This is a genomic window from Kitasatospora sp. NPDC051164 (genome assembly GCF_044455625.1).
In the GTDB taxonomy this organism is placed as follows: Bacteria; Actinomycetota; Actinomycetes; order Streptomycetales; family Streptomycetaceae; genus Kitasatospora.
Genome location: NZ_JBITFB010000011.1, coordinates 1 through 17,080 on the forward strand (window position 1 = coordinate 1; position 17,080 = coordinate 17,080).

12 protein-coding genes are annotated in these 17,080 nt (G+C 73.1%); 7 read left to right on the forward strand and 5 right to left on the reverse strand.

The window, feature by feature from the left end:
- The coding region (locus tag ACIBEC_RS17735) for an amino acid adenylation domain-containing protein (protein ID WP_396287969.1) at positions 1 to 4,400 on the reverse strand (4,400 nt) is incomplete at its 3' end.
- 583 nt (positions 4,401 to 4,983) lie between these two features.
- Here ACIBEC_RS17735 and ACIBEC_RS17740 point away from each other — a divergent pair.
- A complete protein-coding gene (locus tag ACIBEC_RS17740) occupies positions 4,984 to 5,613 on the forward strand; it encodes an ATP-binding cassette domain-containing protein (RefSeq protein ID WP_360493039.1) in 630 nt (209 codons plus the stop codon).
- Here ACIBEC_RS17740 and ACIBEC_RS17745 read toward each other — a convergent pair.
- Positions 5,576 to 6,334, reverse strand: a complete 759-nt coding sequence (locus ACIBEC_RS17745; protein ID WP_360493042.1) for a thioesterase domain-containing protein — start codon at positions 6,332 to 6,334, stop codon at positions 5,576 to 5,578. The genes ACIBEC_RS17740 and ACIBEC_RS17745 overlap by 38 nt on opposite strands.
- Before the next feature lie 76 nt (positions 6,335 to 6,410).
- Positions 6,411 to 7,724 (reverse strand): MFS transporter, encoded by a 1,314-nt coding sequence (locus ACIBEC_RS17750; RefSeq protein ID WP_360493044.1) that lies wholly within the window; start codon positions 7,722 to 7,724, stop codon positions 6,411 to 6,413.
- 270 nt (positions 7,725 to 7,994) lie between these two features.
- Here ACIBEC_RS17750 and ACIBEC_RS17755 point away from each other — a divergent pair, with 270 nt between their 5' ends.
- The gene (locus ACIBEC_RS17755; RefSeq protein ID WP_350516285.1) at positions 7,995 to 8,201 is read left to right on the forward strand and encodes a hypothetical protein; all 207 of its coding nucleotides are present in this window, start codon (positions 7,995 to 7,997) and stop codon (positions 8,199 to 8,201) included.
- Between the two features lie 52 nt (positions 8,202 to 8,253).
- Complete coding sequence (locus ACIBEC_RS17760; RefSeq protein ID WP_360493047.1) at positions 8,254 to 8,694, forward strand: hypothetical protein; 441 nt, start codon at positions 8,254 to 8,256, stop codon at positions 8,692 to 8,694.
- Positions 8,695 to 8,837: 143 nt separating this feature from the next.
- Here ACIBEC_RS17760 and ACIBEC_RS17765 read toward each other — a convergent pair whose 3' ends face one another.
- Both ACIBEC_RS17765 and ACIBEC_RS17770 read right to left on the reverse strand, forming a co-directional pair.
- Positions 8,838 to 9,500, reverse strand: a complete 663-nt coding sequence (locus ACIBEC_RS17765; protein ID WP_360493050.1) for a response regulator transcription factor — start codon at positions 9,498 to 9,500, stop codon at positions 8,838 to 8,840.
- On the reverse strand, positions 9,488 to 10,627 hold the full coding sequence (locus ACIBEC_RS17770; RefSeq protein ID WP_360493569.1) for a sensor histidine kinase: 1,140 nt from the start codon (positions 10,625 to 10,627) through the stop codon (positions 9,488 to 9,490). Before ACIBEC_RS17770 ends, ACIBEC_RS17765 begins: the two co-directional genes overlap by 13 nt.
- 373 nt (positions 10,628 to 11,000) lie before the next feature.
- Here ACIBEC_RS17770 and ACIBEC_RS17775 point away from each other — a divergent pair, with 373 nt between their 5' ends.
- From ACIBEC_RS17775 to ACIBEC_RS17790, 4 genes are all read left to right on the forward strand, one after another.
- A complete protein-coding gene (locus ACIBEC_RS17775) occupies positions 11,001 to 11,810 on the forward strand; it encodes an ABC transporter ATP-binding protein (protein WP_396287975.1) in 810 nt (269 codons plus the stop codon).
- A gap of 2 nt (positions 11,811 to 11,812) precedes the next feature.
- Complete coding sequence (locus ACIBEC_RS17780; protein WP_360493052.1) at positions 11,813 to 14,575, forward strand: ABC transporter permease; 2,763 nt, start codon at positions 11,813 to 11,815, stop codon at positions 14,573 to 14,575.
- Between the two features lie 64 nt (positions 14,576 to 14,639).
- On the forward strand, positions 14,640 to 15,053 hold the full coding sequence (locus ACIBEC_RS17785) for a hypothetical protein (protein WP_350516289.1): 414 nt from the start codon (positions 14,640 to 14,642) through the stop codon (positions 15,051 to 15,053).
- Between the two features lie 128 nt (positions 15,054 to 15,181).
- Positions 15,182 to 16,567, forward strand: a complete 1,386-nt coding sequence (locus tag ACIBEC_RS17790) for a serine hydrolase domain-containing protein (protein WP_360493055.1) — start codon at positions 15,182 to 15,184, stop codon at positions 16,565 to 16,567.
- Positions 16,568 to 17,080 lie beyond the last annotated feature (513 nt).

Sequence of the window (17,080 nt, forward strand, 5' to 3'; positions counted from 1 at the left end):
CCGGCCGTCCAACGCACCGCGTCACCCGTGCGGTAGAGCCGGCCGCCCACACCGAACGGGTCCGCGACGAACCGCTCCGCCGTCAGCCCCGGCCGACCCACGTAGCCCTGGGCGACACCGCCGCCGGCCACGTACAACTCACCCACCACACCCGGCGGCACCGGCCGCAGCCAGCCGTCCAGCACATACACCCGGGTGTCGGCGATCGGCCGGCCGACCGGCACCGTGTCGCCGTCGAGGTGGGCCGGGGTGATCCGGCAGACCGCGGCGAAGGTGGTGGTCTCGGTGGGCCCGTAGCCGTTCAGCAGGGTGAGCGAGGGGAAGCGCTCCAGCACGGCCCGGCAGTGCCGCGGCGACAGCGCGTCGCCGCCCGCGAGCAGCCGGCGCACCCCGCCGAGCGCCTCGATGCCGGAGTCGACGACCTCGTGGAACAGGCCGGCGGTGAGCCAGAGCGTCGTCACCCCGTACTCGGCCACGAAGGCGCCCAGCTCGCGGGTGTCCAGCACCCCGGGCGCGGGGATGGCCAGGGTGGCGCCGTTCAGCAGCGCACCCCATATCTCGAAGGTGGCCGCGTCGAAGGAGACCGAGGCCAGCTGCGCGACCACGTCCTCGCCGCCGAGTTCGAGGTAGCCGTTGTCCCGGACGACCCGCTCGACGCCGCGGTGCGTGGCCTCGACGCCCTTGGGGCGGCCGGTGGAACCGGAGGTGTAGACGACGTACGCGGCGCTGCCGGGGGTGAGCGTCACCTGCGGGCGGTCGGTCGGGCGGGCGTCGACGGCCGCGCGGTCGCGGTCGAGCAGGACCACCGCCGGCCCCTCCGGGGTCCAGCGGGCGGCGGAGTCCCGGTCGGTGAGCAGCAGCGTGAGGCCGGCGTCCTCGGCCATGAAATCGAGCCTGCCCAGCGGGTAGGCCGGGTCGAGCGGCGCGTACGCGGCGCCGGCCTTGACCACGGCGAGCAGGGCGACGATCAGGTCGGTGCCGCGCTCCAGGTGGATGCCGACCCGGTCGCCGGGCTCGACGCCGAGGGCGATCAGGTGGTGGGCGAGCCGGTTGGTGCGCTCGTCCAGTGCGGCGTAGTCCAGGCGGACGCCCTCGGCGCGCACGGCGGCGGCCCGGGGGGTGCGGGCCGCCTGGGCCGCGAACAGGTCGGGCAGGGTGGCCTCGGTGACGCTGCGCGCGGTGTCATTCCAGGTGTGCAGGAGGCGCTCGGTCTCGGCGTCGGTGAGCAGCGGCGCCTCGGCCATCGGGTGCTGCGGGCGGGCGGCGAGGCCGGCGAGGAGCACGCCGAGCTGGTCGGCGAGGCGTACGGCGGTGGGCTCGTCAAAGAGGTCGGTGCTGTACTCCAGCGAGCCGGTGAGGCCGCCGTCGGGGTTCTGCCAGAACTCCAGGGTGATGTCGAACAGGGCGGCTTCGCGGGGCAGGACGGTCTCGGTGACGGTGAGCCCGGGCAGGTCGGGCAGCCGGGCCGGGGCGTTCTGCAGGACCAGCATGGCCTGGACGAGCGGGGGGCGGCTGGGGTCGCGTTCGACGACCACGGCGTCCACGACGCGGTCGAAGGGCACGTCGTCGTTGGCCAGTGCGTCCAGGACGTCGGTGCGGGTGCGGTCGACGAAGTCGGCGAAGCTGAGCGTCTCGTCGACGTCCGCGCGCAGCACCAGGGTGTTGACGAAGAAGCCGACCAGTTCGGCGAGTTCGAAGCGGTCGCGACCGGCGTCGACGGTGCCGATGGCGATGTCGCGGCGGCCCGACCAGCGGGAGAGCAGCAGTTGGGTGCCGGCGGCGAGGGTGGTGAACAGGGTGGTGCCGTGGTCCCGGCCGAGGACGGTCAGGCGTTCGACAGTGCTCGGTACGAGGGTGAACAGGTGGCGGGCGCCGGCGGAGCTGCGCAGGGCCGGGCGGGGCCGGTCGGTGGGCAGTTCCAGGGCGGTGACGCCGTCGAGCTTCCGCTGCCAGTAGGCGAGTTGGCCGGCGAGGCGGGGGTTGTCCGCCTGGCTCTGCTGCCAGTGGGCGACGTCGGCGTGCTGGAGGGCGAGGGGTTCGAGCCCGGCCTGGCGGATCAGTGTCTCGGCGGTGGTGTCCGGGTCGGTGGTGGTCAGTGCCGCACGGTAGAGCAGGCCGAGGTCGTGAGCGATGACGTCCATCGACCAGGCGTCGGCGACGATGTGGTGCGCGGTGAGGACCAGCAGGTGGTCCTGGGGTGCGGTGCGCACCAGCAGTGCCCGCAGGGGGCGTCCGGAGCGCAGGTCGAAGGGGGCGGACACCTCGGCCCGCAGCAGTTCCTGGACGGCGGCGTCCCGGACCGGGCCGGTGAGGTCGGCCGGTTCGGCCACCGGCAGTGGCAGGGCGGCGGGTTCGCCGATCACCTGGGCGGGGGCGCCGTCGAGGTCGGTGAAGGCGGTGCGCAGCGGCTCGTGGCGGGCGACGAGGGCGGCCAGGGCGCGCTGCAGCGCGGGGTGGTCGAGGTGGCCGGTGAGGTGCAGTCCGGTGGCGCAGTTGTAGGCGGAGCCGCCGGGTTCGTACTGGTCGAGGAACCAGAGCCGGCGCTGTGCCGGGGAGAGTCCCAGTGGCCGTCCGCGCTCCAGGGTGGGGATCGGTTCGGCGGCGGTCTGGGCGGGGCGCTGTTCCAGGTGCTCCAGGCGGGCCGCGTAGCGGGCCAGGGTGGAGTGGTCGAACAGGTCGGCGGGGGCGGGGCGGTGGCCGAGGCGGCGTTCCACCTGGAAGGCCATCCGCAGGCCGGCGATGGAGTCGCCGCCGCGGGCGAAGAAGTCGTCGTCGGCGCCGATCCGCTCGACGCCGAGGATCTCGGTCCAGATCTCGGCGAGGTGGCGCTCCAGTTCGGTGCGCGGCGGGGTGTGGGCGGGTTCGGCGATGCGGCTGGGTGCGGGCAGGGCGGCGCGGTCGACCTTGCCGTTGGGGGTGAGGGGGAGGCTGTCCAGGAAGCCGAAGGCGGTGGGCACCATGTGGGCGGGGAGCCGCCCGGCGAGGTGGTCGCGCAGTTCGGTGGCGGAGGGGACGGCCTCGGGCAGGCGGGGGACGACATGGGCGACGAGGCGGCGCGGTTCGGGGCCCTGGGCGACGACGACGCACTGGAGCACGCCCTCGTACTCGCTGAGGGCGGCCTCGATCTCGCCGAGTTCGACGCGCAGTCCGCGGATCTTCACCTGGTGGTCGTGGCGGCCGACGAACTCGTACCGCTCGCCGCCGAGTCGGCGTACCCGGTCGCCGGTGCGGTACATCCGGGTGCCGTCGTCGGCGTTGGGGTCGGCGACGAAGCGCTCGGCGGTGAGCGAGGCCCGGTTGACGTAGCCGCGGGCCAGTGCGTCGCCGGCGATGCACAGTTCGCCGACGCCGCCCTCGGGCACGGGGCGCAGGCTGTCGTCGAGCACCATGACCCGGACGCCGGGCACGGCACGGCCGATGCCGGGGACCTCGCCGAGTTCGGGGGGCAGGGGGCCGTTGACGGTGGTGGTGACGGTGGCCTCGGTGGGGCCGTAGGCGGTGAACATGCGCCGGTTGCGGGCCCAGCGGGCCACCAGGTCGGGCGGGCAGGGCTCGCCGCCAGTGGCGAGGCCGCGCAGGTCGGGCAGTTCCACCGGGGGGATGGTGGCGAGCACCGACGGCGGGATCATCGCGTGGGTGACGGAGGTGGTGGACAGGAGTTCGGCGATGCCCTCGCCGACGGTCTGGGTGTCGGCGGCGGGCAGGATCAGGGTGGCCCCGGCGTACCAGGTCTGGACGAGGTCGGCGATGGCGACGTCGAAGTTGGGCGAGACCAGCTGGAGGACGCGGCTGTCCTGGCCGATGGCGAGGGCGTCGGCGTGGGCGGCGCCGAGGGCCTCGACGCCGCGGTGGGTGACGGCCACGCCCTTGGGGGTGCCGGTGGAGCCCGAGGTGTAGATGACGTACGCGGTGTTGTCCAGCAGCACCGGCACGTCGGGGGCGGTGTCCGGGCCGTCCTGGTCGGGCTGGCCGTCCTGGTCGGGCTGGTCGATCCGCAGGGTCCGGGCGGTGGCGCCGAAGGCGTGTTCGCCGGCGTCCCCGGTGAGGATGAGGTTGATGTCGGAGTCGGAGACCATGAAGGCGAGGCGCTCGGCCGGGTACTTGGGGTCGAGCGGGACGTAGGCGCCGCCGGCCTTGAGGACGGCGAGCAGTCCGGTGATCAGGTGCGGGCCGCGTTCGACGAAGACGCCGACCCTGCTCTCGGGCCGCACTCCCTCGGCCACCAGTCGGCGGGCCAGCAGGTTGGCCCGCCGGTCGACCTCACCGTAGGAGAGGCTGACGCCGGCCTGCTCCACCGCGGGGTGGCCGGGCCGGCGGGCGGCCTGTGCTTCGAACAGCCCGTGGAGCGTGGTGCCGGCGATGGCCGACCGATTGAACGACGAGTACATGCCAGACTTCATGCCGGTATCCCAAATCGCTGAGGAATTGTTCGTGGACGCCTGTGACCGTCGAGCGCACGGCGCGTCATCAGCCTCGGCCGGAGCGTGTTTCCGCCGATGCGGCCCGATGTTCTTCCCCGGGTTCGATCCGAAGTCCCCCGGGGCCGACGGCGTATCGGAACGCGTCGGTCCGGCCCGCCACCCCGACTGCACAGCGATGCCTCGGGAAACATTCTTCACCGCCGGAATTCGCTCGAACAGGAGTTTTAGACCTGCCGCAAACACCCACTCCGGAGGCGGTACCAAGGGGGGTCAGCCACCACTCCACGTGGGTATCTGCCGCACCCCACCCCCGGGGGAGTGTCAGCTGAACCCGAATCCATCCTGCAGACGGCATAGTGCGTCGCCACCATGTCTCGGTATGGTGCGGACCATCGATCGAACAGGGTGGGAAGTCGCACACCCACAGGCAGCCACAGGGGCGTCAATGCGGCGATATCGAACCGTTCCACCGCCGGCCCGGCCCGGCGAGGTGGTGGCCTCGCTCAACGCGGTTTCCGTCGCACTCCCCAGCGCCGGTGAGCCGCTTTTCGCACTGAAAAACGTGAACCTCGGAATCCGCTCCGGTTGCTTTCTGGCCGTGATGGGCCCGACGGGCGCTGGAAAGACCACGCTGCTGCGCTGCCTGGCCGGACTGGTCCCGCCGACCTCCGGTTCGACGTGGTGGGCCCCCGGACCGGACCCGGACGAACCGGTCCCCGCCGAACTGCTCCCGGACGAACCGCAACCGGACCACCCGGCCGCCTCGGTGGCCGAGGCCGTCCGGTCAGCGGGCCCGGCCGGCCGGGCCGACCTGGACCTGGTCCACCGGGCGACCCTGCTGGAGCGCAGTCTGGAGCGGCCGGTCCGGGAGCTGTCCGCCTCCGGCCGCCGGCGCCTGGCCGTCGCCCACGCACTGGCCCGGACCCCGCGACTGCTGCTGGCCGACGAGCCCGGCCCGGACCCCAGCCCCGCCGCCGAACGCGCCCGGGCCGCCGTCCTGCGGCGCGCCACCGCGCAGTTCGACGTCGCGGCAGTCATGGCCGTACGGGATCCGGTCGCCGCCTCCCTCGCCCGCGCGACGATCTTCCTCCACCGCGGGCAGGTCGTCGACGCGGTGGCCGGCGCCGCTCCGGCCGAACTCGCCGAGTGCCTGCTCAGGATCGCGCGGCAACCGTCCGCAGCCTGCGGTTGACCAGATCAAGCATCGCCGCCGGCTCGTTGAGGAAGAAGTGGTCGCCGGGCAGCTCCAGGGACTCGCTCGGGCCCGCGCAGTGCCGGGCCCACTCCTTCATGTCGGCGGGCCGCGCCTCCGCGTCGTCCACCCCGGCGAAGGTCGTCATCGGGACGGGCACAGTGACGCCCGGTTCGGTCAGGTACGTCTCGGTGAGCGCGAAATCGGCCCGCAACACCGGCAACAGCAGCGCGAGGATCTCCGGGTCGTTCAGCACCGCGGTCGGCATCCCGTTCATCTGCCGGATCTCCTCGGTCAGTTCGGCGTCCGGCAGCAGGTGCCGGCGCATCGCGGTGCGCTGCGGCACGCAGCCGCCCAGGAACAGCCAGGTCGGCGTCCGCGCCCCGCGCTCGGCCAGCAGCCGGGTCAGCGCGAAGGCGATCTGACCGCCCATGCTGTGCCCGAAGAAGGCGAACGGCTTGTCCGTCCACGGCTCCAGATGCTCGGCCAGCCGCACCACCAGGTCTGCCATCACGGTCGCCGGCGGCTCGCTGATCCGCTCCTCCCGGCCGGGCAGCAGCACCGGGCACACCTCGACGGACGGGTCCAGGAACTCGTGCCAGGACCGGAACACGCTGGTGCCGCCACCCGCGTACGGGAAGCAGAACAGCCGCACCCTGGCCGCCGGGCGCTGGGGCCGGGTGACCACCCAGCGCGGGCTACGGGACTTGGTGGTTTCCACAGGACTGCCTTTCCGGAGCTTTCCGAAGGGGACGCCGCCCGGGGTCTCCGGGGGGCAGGAGGCGGAGCGGACACGGTCAGGGCACGGGGTCGCCGATGTTCTCGGCGGGCTCGGCCGACCTGGTGGGTTCGGGGGCGGAACCGGCAGCGGGCAGGGCGCTGCGGACATCCGGAAACGCCCGCAGCGTACGGCTGAGGCCGGCTCCCAACGCAGCGAGCAGCAGGAGGCCGACGAAGACCGCGACCGCCGTCCCGCGCCCGGCCGTATCGGCGAGCACGCCGCCGAGCAGCGGGCCGGCCACCCCCGCGACGCCGCCGGTGAGCGCCATCGCCGCCCCGACCCGGCCCCGCAGGCCGTCCGGGGTGACGCTCATCTGGTACACCACCACGGTGGCGTGCACGGTCGGCGCGCAGAAGGCGATCGCCGCGAGCACGGCTCCGAAGAGGTACGCGCTGGTGCCGAGCACGAGCAGCGGGGTGACCGCGGCGCCGACCAGGCCGAGGCCGGCGATCGCGACCCGCGGCGCGATGAGCCGCTGCAGGACCGGCGCCACCACGGCGCCGAGCAGGCCCCCGACGCCCGTCATGGCCCCGATCACGCCGATCTCGTCGGCCGGCACCCCCGACCGCTTCGCGAGGGTCACCACCAGCAGGTAGAGCGCGTTGAACGCGATACTCACCGCCACCGCCACCAGCAGGGCGCTGCGCAGCACCGGGCGCTCCCGGATGAAGCGCACGCCGACCTTGAGGTCCCCGGCCAGCGAGCCGCCCTGCCGGGCGGGAGCCGCAACGGCGGCCGGAAGCCGCAGGAACAGCAGCAGCACGAAGGAGGCGGCGAAGGTGACCGCGTTGACGGCGAACGGCAGCCACTGGCGCGCGGCCAGCAGCAGACCGCCGAGGCCCGGGCCGACCAGCGTCGCCAGGTAGCTGCGGGCCGCGTTGCGCGAGACCGCCTCCGGCAGCTGGCTCGGGTGGACGAGCTGGGGCAGCAACGCCTCCTCCGCCGGGGTGAACAGCGCCGCCGCCGCGCCGTCCACGGCGGCCACCAGGAACACCAGGCCCAGGCCCTCGTCCCCCCGCCACAGCGCCAGCACGAGCGCGGCGAGGACGGGGATGCGCACCAGCTCACAGGCGATCAGCACCCGCTTGCGGTTCCACCGGTCCACCAGCGCGCCGGCCGGGATCAGCACCAGCAGCCGGACCATCGCGTTCACGGTGCCGGCCGCGCCCGCGGTGACGGCGGATCCGGTCAGCGCGAGCACCACCAGCGGGATCGCGAACAGCGAGACCTGGCCACCGATTTCGGAGAGCAGCTGACTGACCAGCACCACGTTGTAGTTGCGGTTTCGCGCCAATGGTCTTGGAATCTGCGACTGTTCGACGTCCGGCACCCTGAGATCCCTCCGCCCGCCCTGTTCTGACCTGCGCATGCTGCCACTGGCCTGTCGCAACCGGGAGATCTTTAAGTGAGGACGGAACAACGCTGGTCGAACGTCCGATCGGATCGAGCCGGCGCCGCCTGGAACTCGAAAGAGTAGTGCAGGCAACACCCCCCTTCGGGTGTGCGGTGTACTTACCGGAACGCTCCGAGCGGACAGACTTGGAGACGTACAGCGGCGCGGTTGAGGCCGCGTCTCACAAGGGTTTCGAGGAGTCTTCTCATGGCCGGTTCTGCCGGAAAGCCCGGATCGGGCTGGGTCGTCCTTCCGCTGGTGCTGTTCTTCATCGGCGCCATGCTCACCTCCGTGGTCTCCCACGGCGTGACAGGCAGCACCCACACCACCGTCATGATCGGCGGGTTCGTCCTGGACGCGATCGCCCTGGTCTGGGGCGTCGCCCGCTGGCGCAAGGCGAGCAACGGTGAGTGACCCCTTGACCGTGACCCGGCCGTCCCATCCTGCGACCAGGAGCACCCCGACCATGACCACACCGTTCCCGGCCGACCAGGCCCGGCGGCCCGCCCGCGCCTACCAGCGGAGCCTGGGCCTGCGGGCGGTCGCCGCCACCATCGCGATCGGGGCCGTCTTCGGCCTCGCCTCCTGCAACTCGCCCCAGCAGGTGCTCGATCGGGCCGACATGTGCCTGAAGATCACCGACCTGGCGCTGTTCAACCCGCACCCCGTGGACGCCGACGCCGCGGTCAAGGATGTCAACGACCGCGCGGACAAGATCGACGAGCTGGTGAAGAAGGCCAAGGATGACAAGCTGAAGAAGGCCGCCAGCGACACCGCCAACGAGCTGCGCAACACCAAGCTCAAGGACCGCGACCCCGGCAGCGTCTCCGTGTACGTCGCCGGCCAGAACAAGCGGCTCGAGTCGCTGCGCTCCACCTGCACCAGCGCCGGTGACATGGCGGGCTGACGCACCGCCACTCATGGACCGGAGGCCGTGGTGGGCGGGACCCCCGCCTGCTCACTCCGACCTCCCTCACCGGGTGTCCGGGGCCCCCGCCCCAGACACCCGGTGCTTTCCGTTTCCGGGCCCGCGCGGAACGCCGCTTCCTGCTACGCCTCCTGGACGTCGTGCCCGAGATAGGTCAGCACAGCCAGCACCCGGCGGTGCACACTGCCGCCCTCCGGTGGCAGGTTGAACTTGTCGAAGATGTTCCGGATGTGCTTGCTCACCGCCCGCTCGGTGATCACCAGTTGTTCCGAGATCGCGTTGTTGGCCTTGCCCTGCGCCATCAGCTCCAGCACTTCCTGCTCGCGCGGGCTCAAATTGCGCATCGGCCTGGCCGCGACCTGCCGGCTGAGCAGTTGGGTGACCACCTCCGGGTCGAGCACGGTACCGCCGCCGGCGACCGTCTCCACCGCCTCCAGGAACTGGTCCACCCGCCCCACCCGGTCCTTCAGCAGGTAGCCCACCCCCTTCGCCCCGTGCGCCAGTAGCTCGGCCGCGTACGTCTCCTCAACGTACTGGGAGAGCACCAGGACCGGCAGATCCGGCAGTTCGCGCCGGGCGGCGAGCGCCGCCCGCAGCCCCTCGTCCCGGAACGACGGCGGCAGCCGGACGTCGAGGACCGCCAGGTCGGGCCGGTGGTTGCGCAGCGCGGGCAGGATCTCCGGTCCCGCGCCGACCGACGCCTCCACCGAGTGGCCGTTGCTGCTGAGCAGCAGGACCATCCCCTCCCGTAGCAGGGCGTTGTCCTCCGCGATCACGATCCGCATGGCAGCTCCACTTTCAGCTCCGTAGGCCCTCCGACAGGGCTGGTGAGGGTCGCCGTACCGTCCAGCGCGGCCACCCGGCGGCGGATGCCGACCAGACCGGAGCCGCCGTGTTCGTCGGCACCCCCGCGTCCGTCGTCGGTGACCGTAATGGTCAGCTGTCCGCCGCTGCGCTGGAAGCGTACCGAGGACCTGGTCGCCCGGCTGTGCTTCCTGATGTTGGTCAGCCCCTCGGCGATCACGAAGTAGGCCGCCGCCTCCACTGACGCGGGCACCCGGTGGCCGTTCTCCACCGCGCTCACCTGCAGGTCCACCGGAATCGACGAGCCGGCCGCCAGCGCCCGGACGGCACCGGCGAGTCCACGGTCCGTCAGCACCGGTGGGTAGACCGTCCGTACGACGTGGCGCAGGTCGGCCAGGACCCGCTCGATGCCCTCCTGCGCCTCGTCCAGCCGCGCTTTGGTCGCCTCCGGGTCCTTCGACAACTGCTGTTTGGCCAGCCCGATCCGCAGCGACAGGGCGACCAACTGCGCCTGGACGCCGTCGTGGAGGTCCCGTTCGATGCGCCGTAGTTCGGCGCTGTGCGCCTCGACGGCTCCGGCCCGGCTCTCCGACAGCTCGGCCACCCGCTCTGCCAGCCGGGACGACTCGGACGGGCGCAACAGGTGTACTGTCCAGCCTGCCTGACGCTCGGCCAGGAACCTCTGCAGGTTGAGCACCAGCGGTTCGGCCCGCGACGGGACGCCTCGGCGCCGGGCCACCGCGTCGGCCATGCCCAGTCGTACGCCGTCCAGGGGCAGGCCGACCAGCCACAGCAGCAGGGTCAGCAGGCTGAGCAGCATCACGCTCAGGGTCTGCACCGGCAACCACAGGGCGTCGCGCCAGGTGCCGGGGTCGGTCATCGCCAGTCGGAACCGGTCCGAGAGCGAGCCGTCCAGCGGCAGGTACTGCTCCGGCACCGTGGTGCCCAGGAAGGCGCCCGCGCGTACCCGTTCGTGCCCCGCCAGGCTGCGCAGCGCCCGCACCACCTCCGGCCAGGCGGGGGCGCCGATCAGGAACACGGTGAAGAACAGCGAGGCCGGGACGACGAAGCAGCCGAAGAAGCAGACCACTGCCATCGGCAGGCCCATGTACAGGAAGGCGCTGGCGTCCCGGGCGTCGCGGATGGCCGTGCCGAGTCTCGACGTGTCCTCCTCGGTGTCCGGCTGGGGCTCGAACTCTGACACCGGTAGGGCCTCCTGGGATTGGCGTTGCACTGCGGCGACCGCCGCACCACGGGGTTGCGTCCCACCGTAACGAACCGGAAGCGCACCCTGCGGTGTCTCTGCCACCCCAGCACATGGGTGTGCTGGCTGAACCCCAAGACGGGTGGAAAGGTCATCGCGGCGCCCTCGGCGGAGATCCTAGGGTCGGTTGCGTGGACGCGGGTGACCCGCGGCCACGCCGGCCCACCGCAGTGTCGGCCGGCCGGCCAGGAAGCACGCCCGGGAGGGTTCACTGGTGATCAGGCAGCGCATCGGACGGACGGACGCGGCGGATTCAGCCGTCGAGCAGGAGCAGGGCCACCCGATCGGCCCGGTCGCCCTGACCATGCAGTCGGTGACCCGTCGCTACCTTCGGGGCGGCCAGCCGGTGAACGCCCTGGACGACGTAAGCCTGGAGATCCCCCAGGGGCGGTTCGTCGCCGTGATGGGCCGCTCCGGGTCCGGCAAGACGACCTTCCTGCAGTGCGCCGCCGGCCTGGACCGGCCGACGTCCGGCACCGTGCGGATCGGGACCACCGACCTCGGCTCGCTGAGCGAGGCGGCGCTGACCCGGCTGCGCCGGGACCGGATCGGCTTCGTGTTCCAGTCGCTCAACCTGGTGCCGTCACTGACCGTGCGGGAGAACGTCACGCTGCCGCTGCTGCTGGGCGGCGAGCGACCGGACAGCCCGCAGGCCGTGGAGCGGGCGATGCGCGTCCTGGAGTCGGTCGGGCTGGCAGACCGCGCGGACGACTCCCCGCTGCACCTGTCCGGCGGCCAGCAGCAGCGGGTCGCCATCGCCCGCGCCCTGGTCACCGACCCGGCCGTGATCTTCGCCGACGAGCCGACCGGGGCACTCGACCCCTCCACCGCCAACGACGTCTTCACGCTGCTGCGCCGGGCCGTGGACGACACCGGGCACACCGTGGTGATGGTCACCCACGACCCGGTCGCCGCGAGCTGGTCCGACGAGGCGGTCTTCCTGGCGAAGGGACGGATCGTCACCAACATGGTCCGGCCGCAGACCGCCGACGTCGCCCAGGTCATGGCCGAGATCGGGGGCTGCTGACCATGTCCGCGACCCGCACCGTCCCCCGCGCCGCGGCCCGGGCCCTGCGGAGCCCGAACGGCCCGGGCCGCGGCGAGGGCCAGGCGACCGCCCGCACGGCGCACTTCCTGGCCGTCCGCGCGGTCCGGATGCACCTCAAGGCGTGGAGCGCGGTCTTCGCCGCGCTGCTGCTGACCTCCCTGCTGCTCGGCTCGTTCGCCCTCGCCACGCTGTCCGCCTTCGCCGGGCACGCCCGGGTCGAGCGCTACGCGGCGACCGTCGCGGTCGTCGGCGGCAATCAGACCACCACCTACGAGGCCACCCCGTTCGCCAGCAAGCCGAAGTCCGTCACGGCCGCGCTCACCGAGCGGGTGCGCGTCCCGGAATCTGCCGTCGCCCGGCTGGCCGCCGTCCCCGGCGTCGCGGCGGCGATCCCGGACAGCGCCGTCCCGATCACCCTGACCGCGGCCGACGGCACCACCGCCGTCCCGGGGCCGGACTCGGAGTCCGGGGTCTCCCCCGTCTACGCGCACGGCTGGAGCACCGCCGCGCTGGCGCCCTTCACGCTGCGCTCGGGCCACCAACCGAACGGGCCGCAGGAAGTGGTCCTGGACGGCGCCCTGGCCGCCCGTGCCGGGGCCAAGGTCGGCGACGAGGTAGGCCTCCAGTCGCCGGTCGGCCTGCCCGTGCACTACCGGGTGGCGGGCATCGCCGCACCCCGGGGCGGTGGCGACGGCACCGGCCTGGCCCACCAGGGCACGGTCTTCCTCAGCGACCAGAAGGCTCGCGACCTGGCGGGCCACCCCGGCCGGGTGGACGCGATCGGCGTCCTCGCGGAGGACGGCACAACCGTCCACACCCTCTACCCGGCGCTGCGCGCCGCCCTGGACGGCGGCACCGCGGCCCACGACGCCGTCGGCGAGCGGGCGCCGCAGGACTCCTCGGCCCTGCGGGTGCTGACCGGCAACGCCCGCGGGAACGCGGAGTTCCTCCAAGCCGCGCCCAGCCGGATCGGGCTGCTGATGCTGCTGGCCACGGTCTGCGTGGTGGTCACCATGATCGCCGTGTTGGTGGTCTCCAGCACCGTGGCGCAGGCCGTCCACCAGCGGGCCCGGGAGTTCGCGCTGCTCCGGGCCGTCGGGGCGACCCCCCGCCAGTTGCGGGTCACCGTGGGGCGCGAGACCGCGATGGTCGCCATCACCGCCGCCCTGCTGGGCGCGGCCGGCGCCGTCCCCGTCTACCTGGAACTCGTCGCCATGCTGGAGCAGCGCGGCGCGATCCCCGTCGGCCTCGACCTGTCCATGCCGCCGATGATGCTGGCCTCGGTGGTCCTCACCGGGGCACTGACCCTGCTGGTGGCCCGGGTCGCGGCTGCGCTCGCCTGCGGGCGGACGGCCAAGCTGAAGCCGGCCGCAGCGATGGGCGAGGCCCAGACCGAACCCGAGCAGCCCGGCAAAGGACGCACGATCACCGGCGTCATCCTGCTCTTCGCCGGGGTCAGCGCGGCCGGCACGGCCTCGCTGCAGCGCGGCGAGACCGCCGCCGCGGCCGCCAGTTCGGCCGCGATGGCCCTGGTCATCGCGTGCGCGCTGCTCGGCCCGTGGATCGCCCGGCTCGCCATCCACCTGGTCGGTGGCACGGTGCGCCGCCTCGGTGGGGCAGGCGGCTACCTCGCCGACGCCGCCACCCGGGCGAACTCCCGGCGCCTGGGCGCGGCGATCACCCCGATCGTGCTGGTGGTGGCCTTCGTCGGGGTCCAGCTCTCGGCCGGCGCCACACTGGACCGCGAGGGCGGCCGGCAGGCCGGCAGCTCCATGCGGGCCGACCTGTCGGTCACCGCCGGCGGCGCGGGCATCCCCGAGGAGGTGGTGCAGCGGCTCGCCCGGACGAACGGCGTGAGCGCGGCCACCGGCGTGCTGTACAGCACCATCGTGCTGGCACACCGCGAGGTCGGCGATCCCAAGCTCGACCGGTTCCCGGTGCTCGGCATCACCCCGCAGGCCCTGCCCGCCACCCTCGACCCCAAGGTGACCGCCGGTGACCTCGGCACGCTCGGCCGCGGCACGGTCGCGGTCGGCACCGAGCGCGCCCGCGATCTGAGCCTGTCGGTCGGCTCCACGGTGACGATCCGCTACGGCGACGGCGCGGCCGTGCCGCTGCGCGTGGTCGCGCTCTACGAACGGCAGCTGGCGCTCGGCGAGTTCCTCTTCGCCCACGACGAACTGGCCGCGCACACCGCCGCCCCGGCGAACGGGCGGGCGCTGCTGGCGGTCGGCCCGGGCTCCGACCACCGGGCCGTGCGGGCCGCCGTGGAGCGGGAGTTGGCCGCTGCCGCGCCCGGTGCCACGGTGACCGACCAGCCGTCCCCCGAGCACCTGCGCGAGGAGGACCGCGGCGTCGGCCAGGTGATCACCACGGTCGCGGTGTCCGCGATCGGCAGCTTCACCGTGATCGCGGTGCTGAGCACCCTGGCCCTGATCGTCACCGGACGGCGGCCGGAACTCGCCCTTCTGCGACTGGTCGGCGCCGGCCGGCGGCAGGTCCGTGGCATGCTCCAGGTGGAGGCGTTGATCGTCATGACGGTCGGCCTGGTGATCGGCGCCCTGGCGGCGCTCATTCCCTTGGCCGCCTTCAGTTGGTCACTTGCCGGTTCACTGCCCTATCTGCCGGGAATGCAGGTGGCGTTGATCGTGTCGACCGTCGTGGTCACCACGCTGGCCGGCTACCTGCTGCCCGGCCGGTCCTTCCGGCGCAGGCGGCATCCGGCCGAACTCCGGCGCGTGTGACACCGTTCCGGCAGCAGGGCAGGCAGTAGTTGCAGGCAGAGAAAGAAACGAGGAACTCCACCCGATGCGTCGCGTCGCCGTAGCAAGTCTGCTGGCCCTGGCCGGAGCGGCCGCGCTGGTCCTCAGCGCCTTCCAGCCCTGGTACGAGAAGAGCGATCCTCGGTCGGTGCCGATCGCAGACCTCTTCCAGGGCTTCTCCCCCGACCGCACCGCCACGACCGGCACGTCCATGATGATCCCGCTGGCCGCCGGCGCGGCGATCGCGGCCCTCGCCCTGCTGGTGCGCTCTCGGCTGGTGATGCTCCTGGCCGGGCTGCTCGCCCTGGCCACCTGCGTGCTGTGGACGGTCCAGAAAGCCCTCGAGGTGGCGCCGGTCTCCTTCGACATCACCGACCTGCACACCGGCCTGTGGAACGCCTACGGCGGTGTCCTGCTGCTGCTGATCGCCGTGGCGGTGCTGCCCCCCAGGCGCGCCTGACCGCGCGGCCGCCCGCGTCAGCCGGCCCTCCGGCGTGGGTGTTTCAGCCACGGCTTAACCATCTGCCGTAGCCGTGCCCGGCCTTGAAGACTCTCCCCTGAGCAGTGTTCGACGGGAAGGGACCTGAGGTGGACGGCACATCGGCGGCACCATCGAGAGCAACGCTCGTCACCGCGCTGGATCGCTTCGGCCAACTGGCCCGGGAATGCGCGGTGGTGGGTGCCCAGCTCGCGGTGCACGCGCACGGTTCGCTGCACACCCGGGAGTTCGGCCGCGAGGTCGACGGCGGCACTGAGGTCCACTCCGGTTCGGCCTTCGCGTACGGGTCCACCTCCAAGACCTTCACCGCCGTCTGCGCGCTCCAGTTGGTCTCCGACGGCCTGCTGACCCTGGATGACCCGATCCGCCGCTGGGTGGGCGGCACCGACCCGGCCCTGGACGCGACCGTACGGCAACTGCTCAGCCACACCGCCGGCCTGCCGTCCGACCACGAGTCGCACGATGCGGGCGGCGATCCGCCGGCCCGCCGCCTACAGGCCCTGCTCGCCGCCGTGCCGCCCCCGGCCCGGACCGCCTGGCCCGCCCGGGGCACGTTCTCCTACTCCAACGTCGGCTACCACCTGCTCTCCCAGCTGGTGGCCGATGCCACCGGCCTGAGCTGGCCGGAGACCCTCGACACCTACCTGCTCAGCCCCCTCGACACCCGGGCCGGCTTCCTTCCGGGCCCGCACCCGCGCACCGCCCCGGCCCTGACCGTCCACGGCCACCACATCCAGCCCCCGGCCGCCGGCCACGAGACCCGCACCGTCTCAGCCATCGCGTGCACCACGGACTCCGACTCGCTCGCGGCCGGCGGCCTGGCCGGCACCGCGACCGACCTGGTCGCACTGGCCCGGCTGGCCCTCGGGAACGGGCCGGACCTCTGCGACCCGCAGGTCCTGCAGGAGATGACCACCCCGGTCGACGGCGCCGAACCGTTCGGCCTCGCCGACGGCTGGGGCCTGGGCCTCGGCCGCTTCGGTACGCCCGGCACCGCCTGGTGGGGCCACGACGGCACCCACGACGGCACCACCTGCCACCTGCGTCTGGACTCCACGTCCGGCACCGTGGTCGCGCTTACCACCAACTCCACCACCGGCCGGCAGCTGTGGGACGCCGTCCTGCGCGAACTCGCCGACGCGGGCCTGCCCGTCGGCGTCCACCGCCCCCAACTCCCGCCCGAGGCCCCGGTCGAGGACTTCACCCCCTGCCTCGGCGAGTACCGCAACGGGGAACTCGCCATCACCGCGCGCCTGGACTCCGCCACCCTCACCCTCACCCTCCCGGGCGGCGCCGCGTACCCCGTCACCCCGCGCGCGGACCTTACCTTTTCCGCCCTGCCCCCAGGTCACAGCGCCCCCTTCGTCGGCCGCTTCCTGCGCAGCCCCCACAACCCCACAGCCCTGCAGTACAACGGTCGCGCCCTCACCCGCACCGCCCCGCCGCGTGAACGGGCCGGCGCGGGCCGGGACTGACCGCACTGAGGACCCCGAGCGCGAAACACCGCCCTCGCGGTCGGGACAGGGGTGCCGCGTTGGAAATCGCATCGCAGGCTGAGTCATCTCACCCGACCGCACCGCAGGCGCTCAACAGATCCCGCGAGCGCAGGACATGACGGAAGGCCGCCGACTGCGCGGGTGCCGATACATCATCCGCGCAGGTCGCGGCTTTGATCGTCGATGCTCGGATCCGCTCGGCGCTTCCCCGGCATCTTCACCTGGACAGGGCACCAGCGGCATCATGATCTGTCGTGCTGCTGCGTCCGGCCTGCCTCGCCGCGACCAACACCTTCGCGATGCTGCGGCTCCTGCCGATGAGCGACAGAGAGAAAACATCGGGATCCTCGCACTCCGGCATCGACTGCCGGTCCTGCAACGCCAGGGCAGCGCCACCACCTCCGGGGGTGCGGCCCGGGACGCCGCTCGCCCCGCCACCGCCCCGGGGTGGAGGCGGTGGCGGGGCGAGCGGGTCGGCCGGGGAGCGGCGGA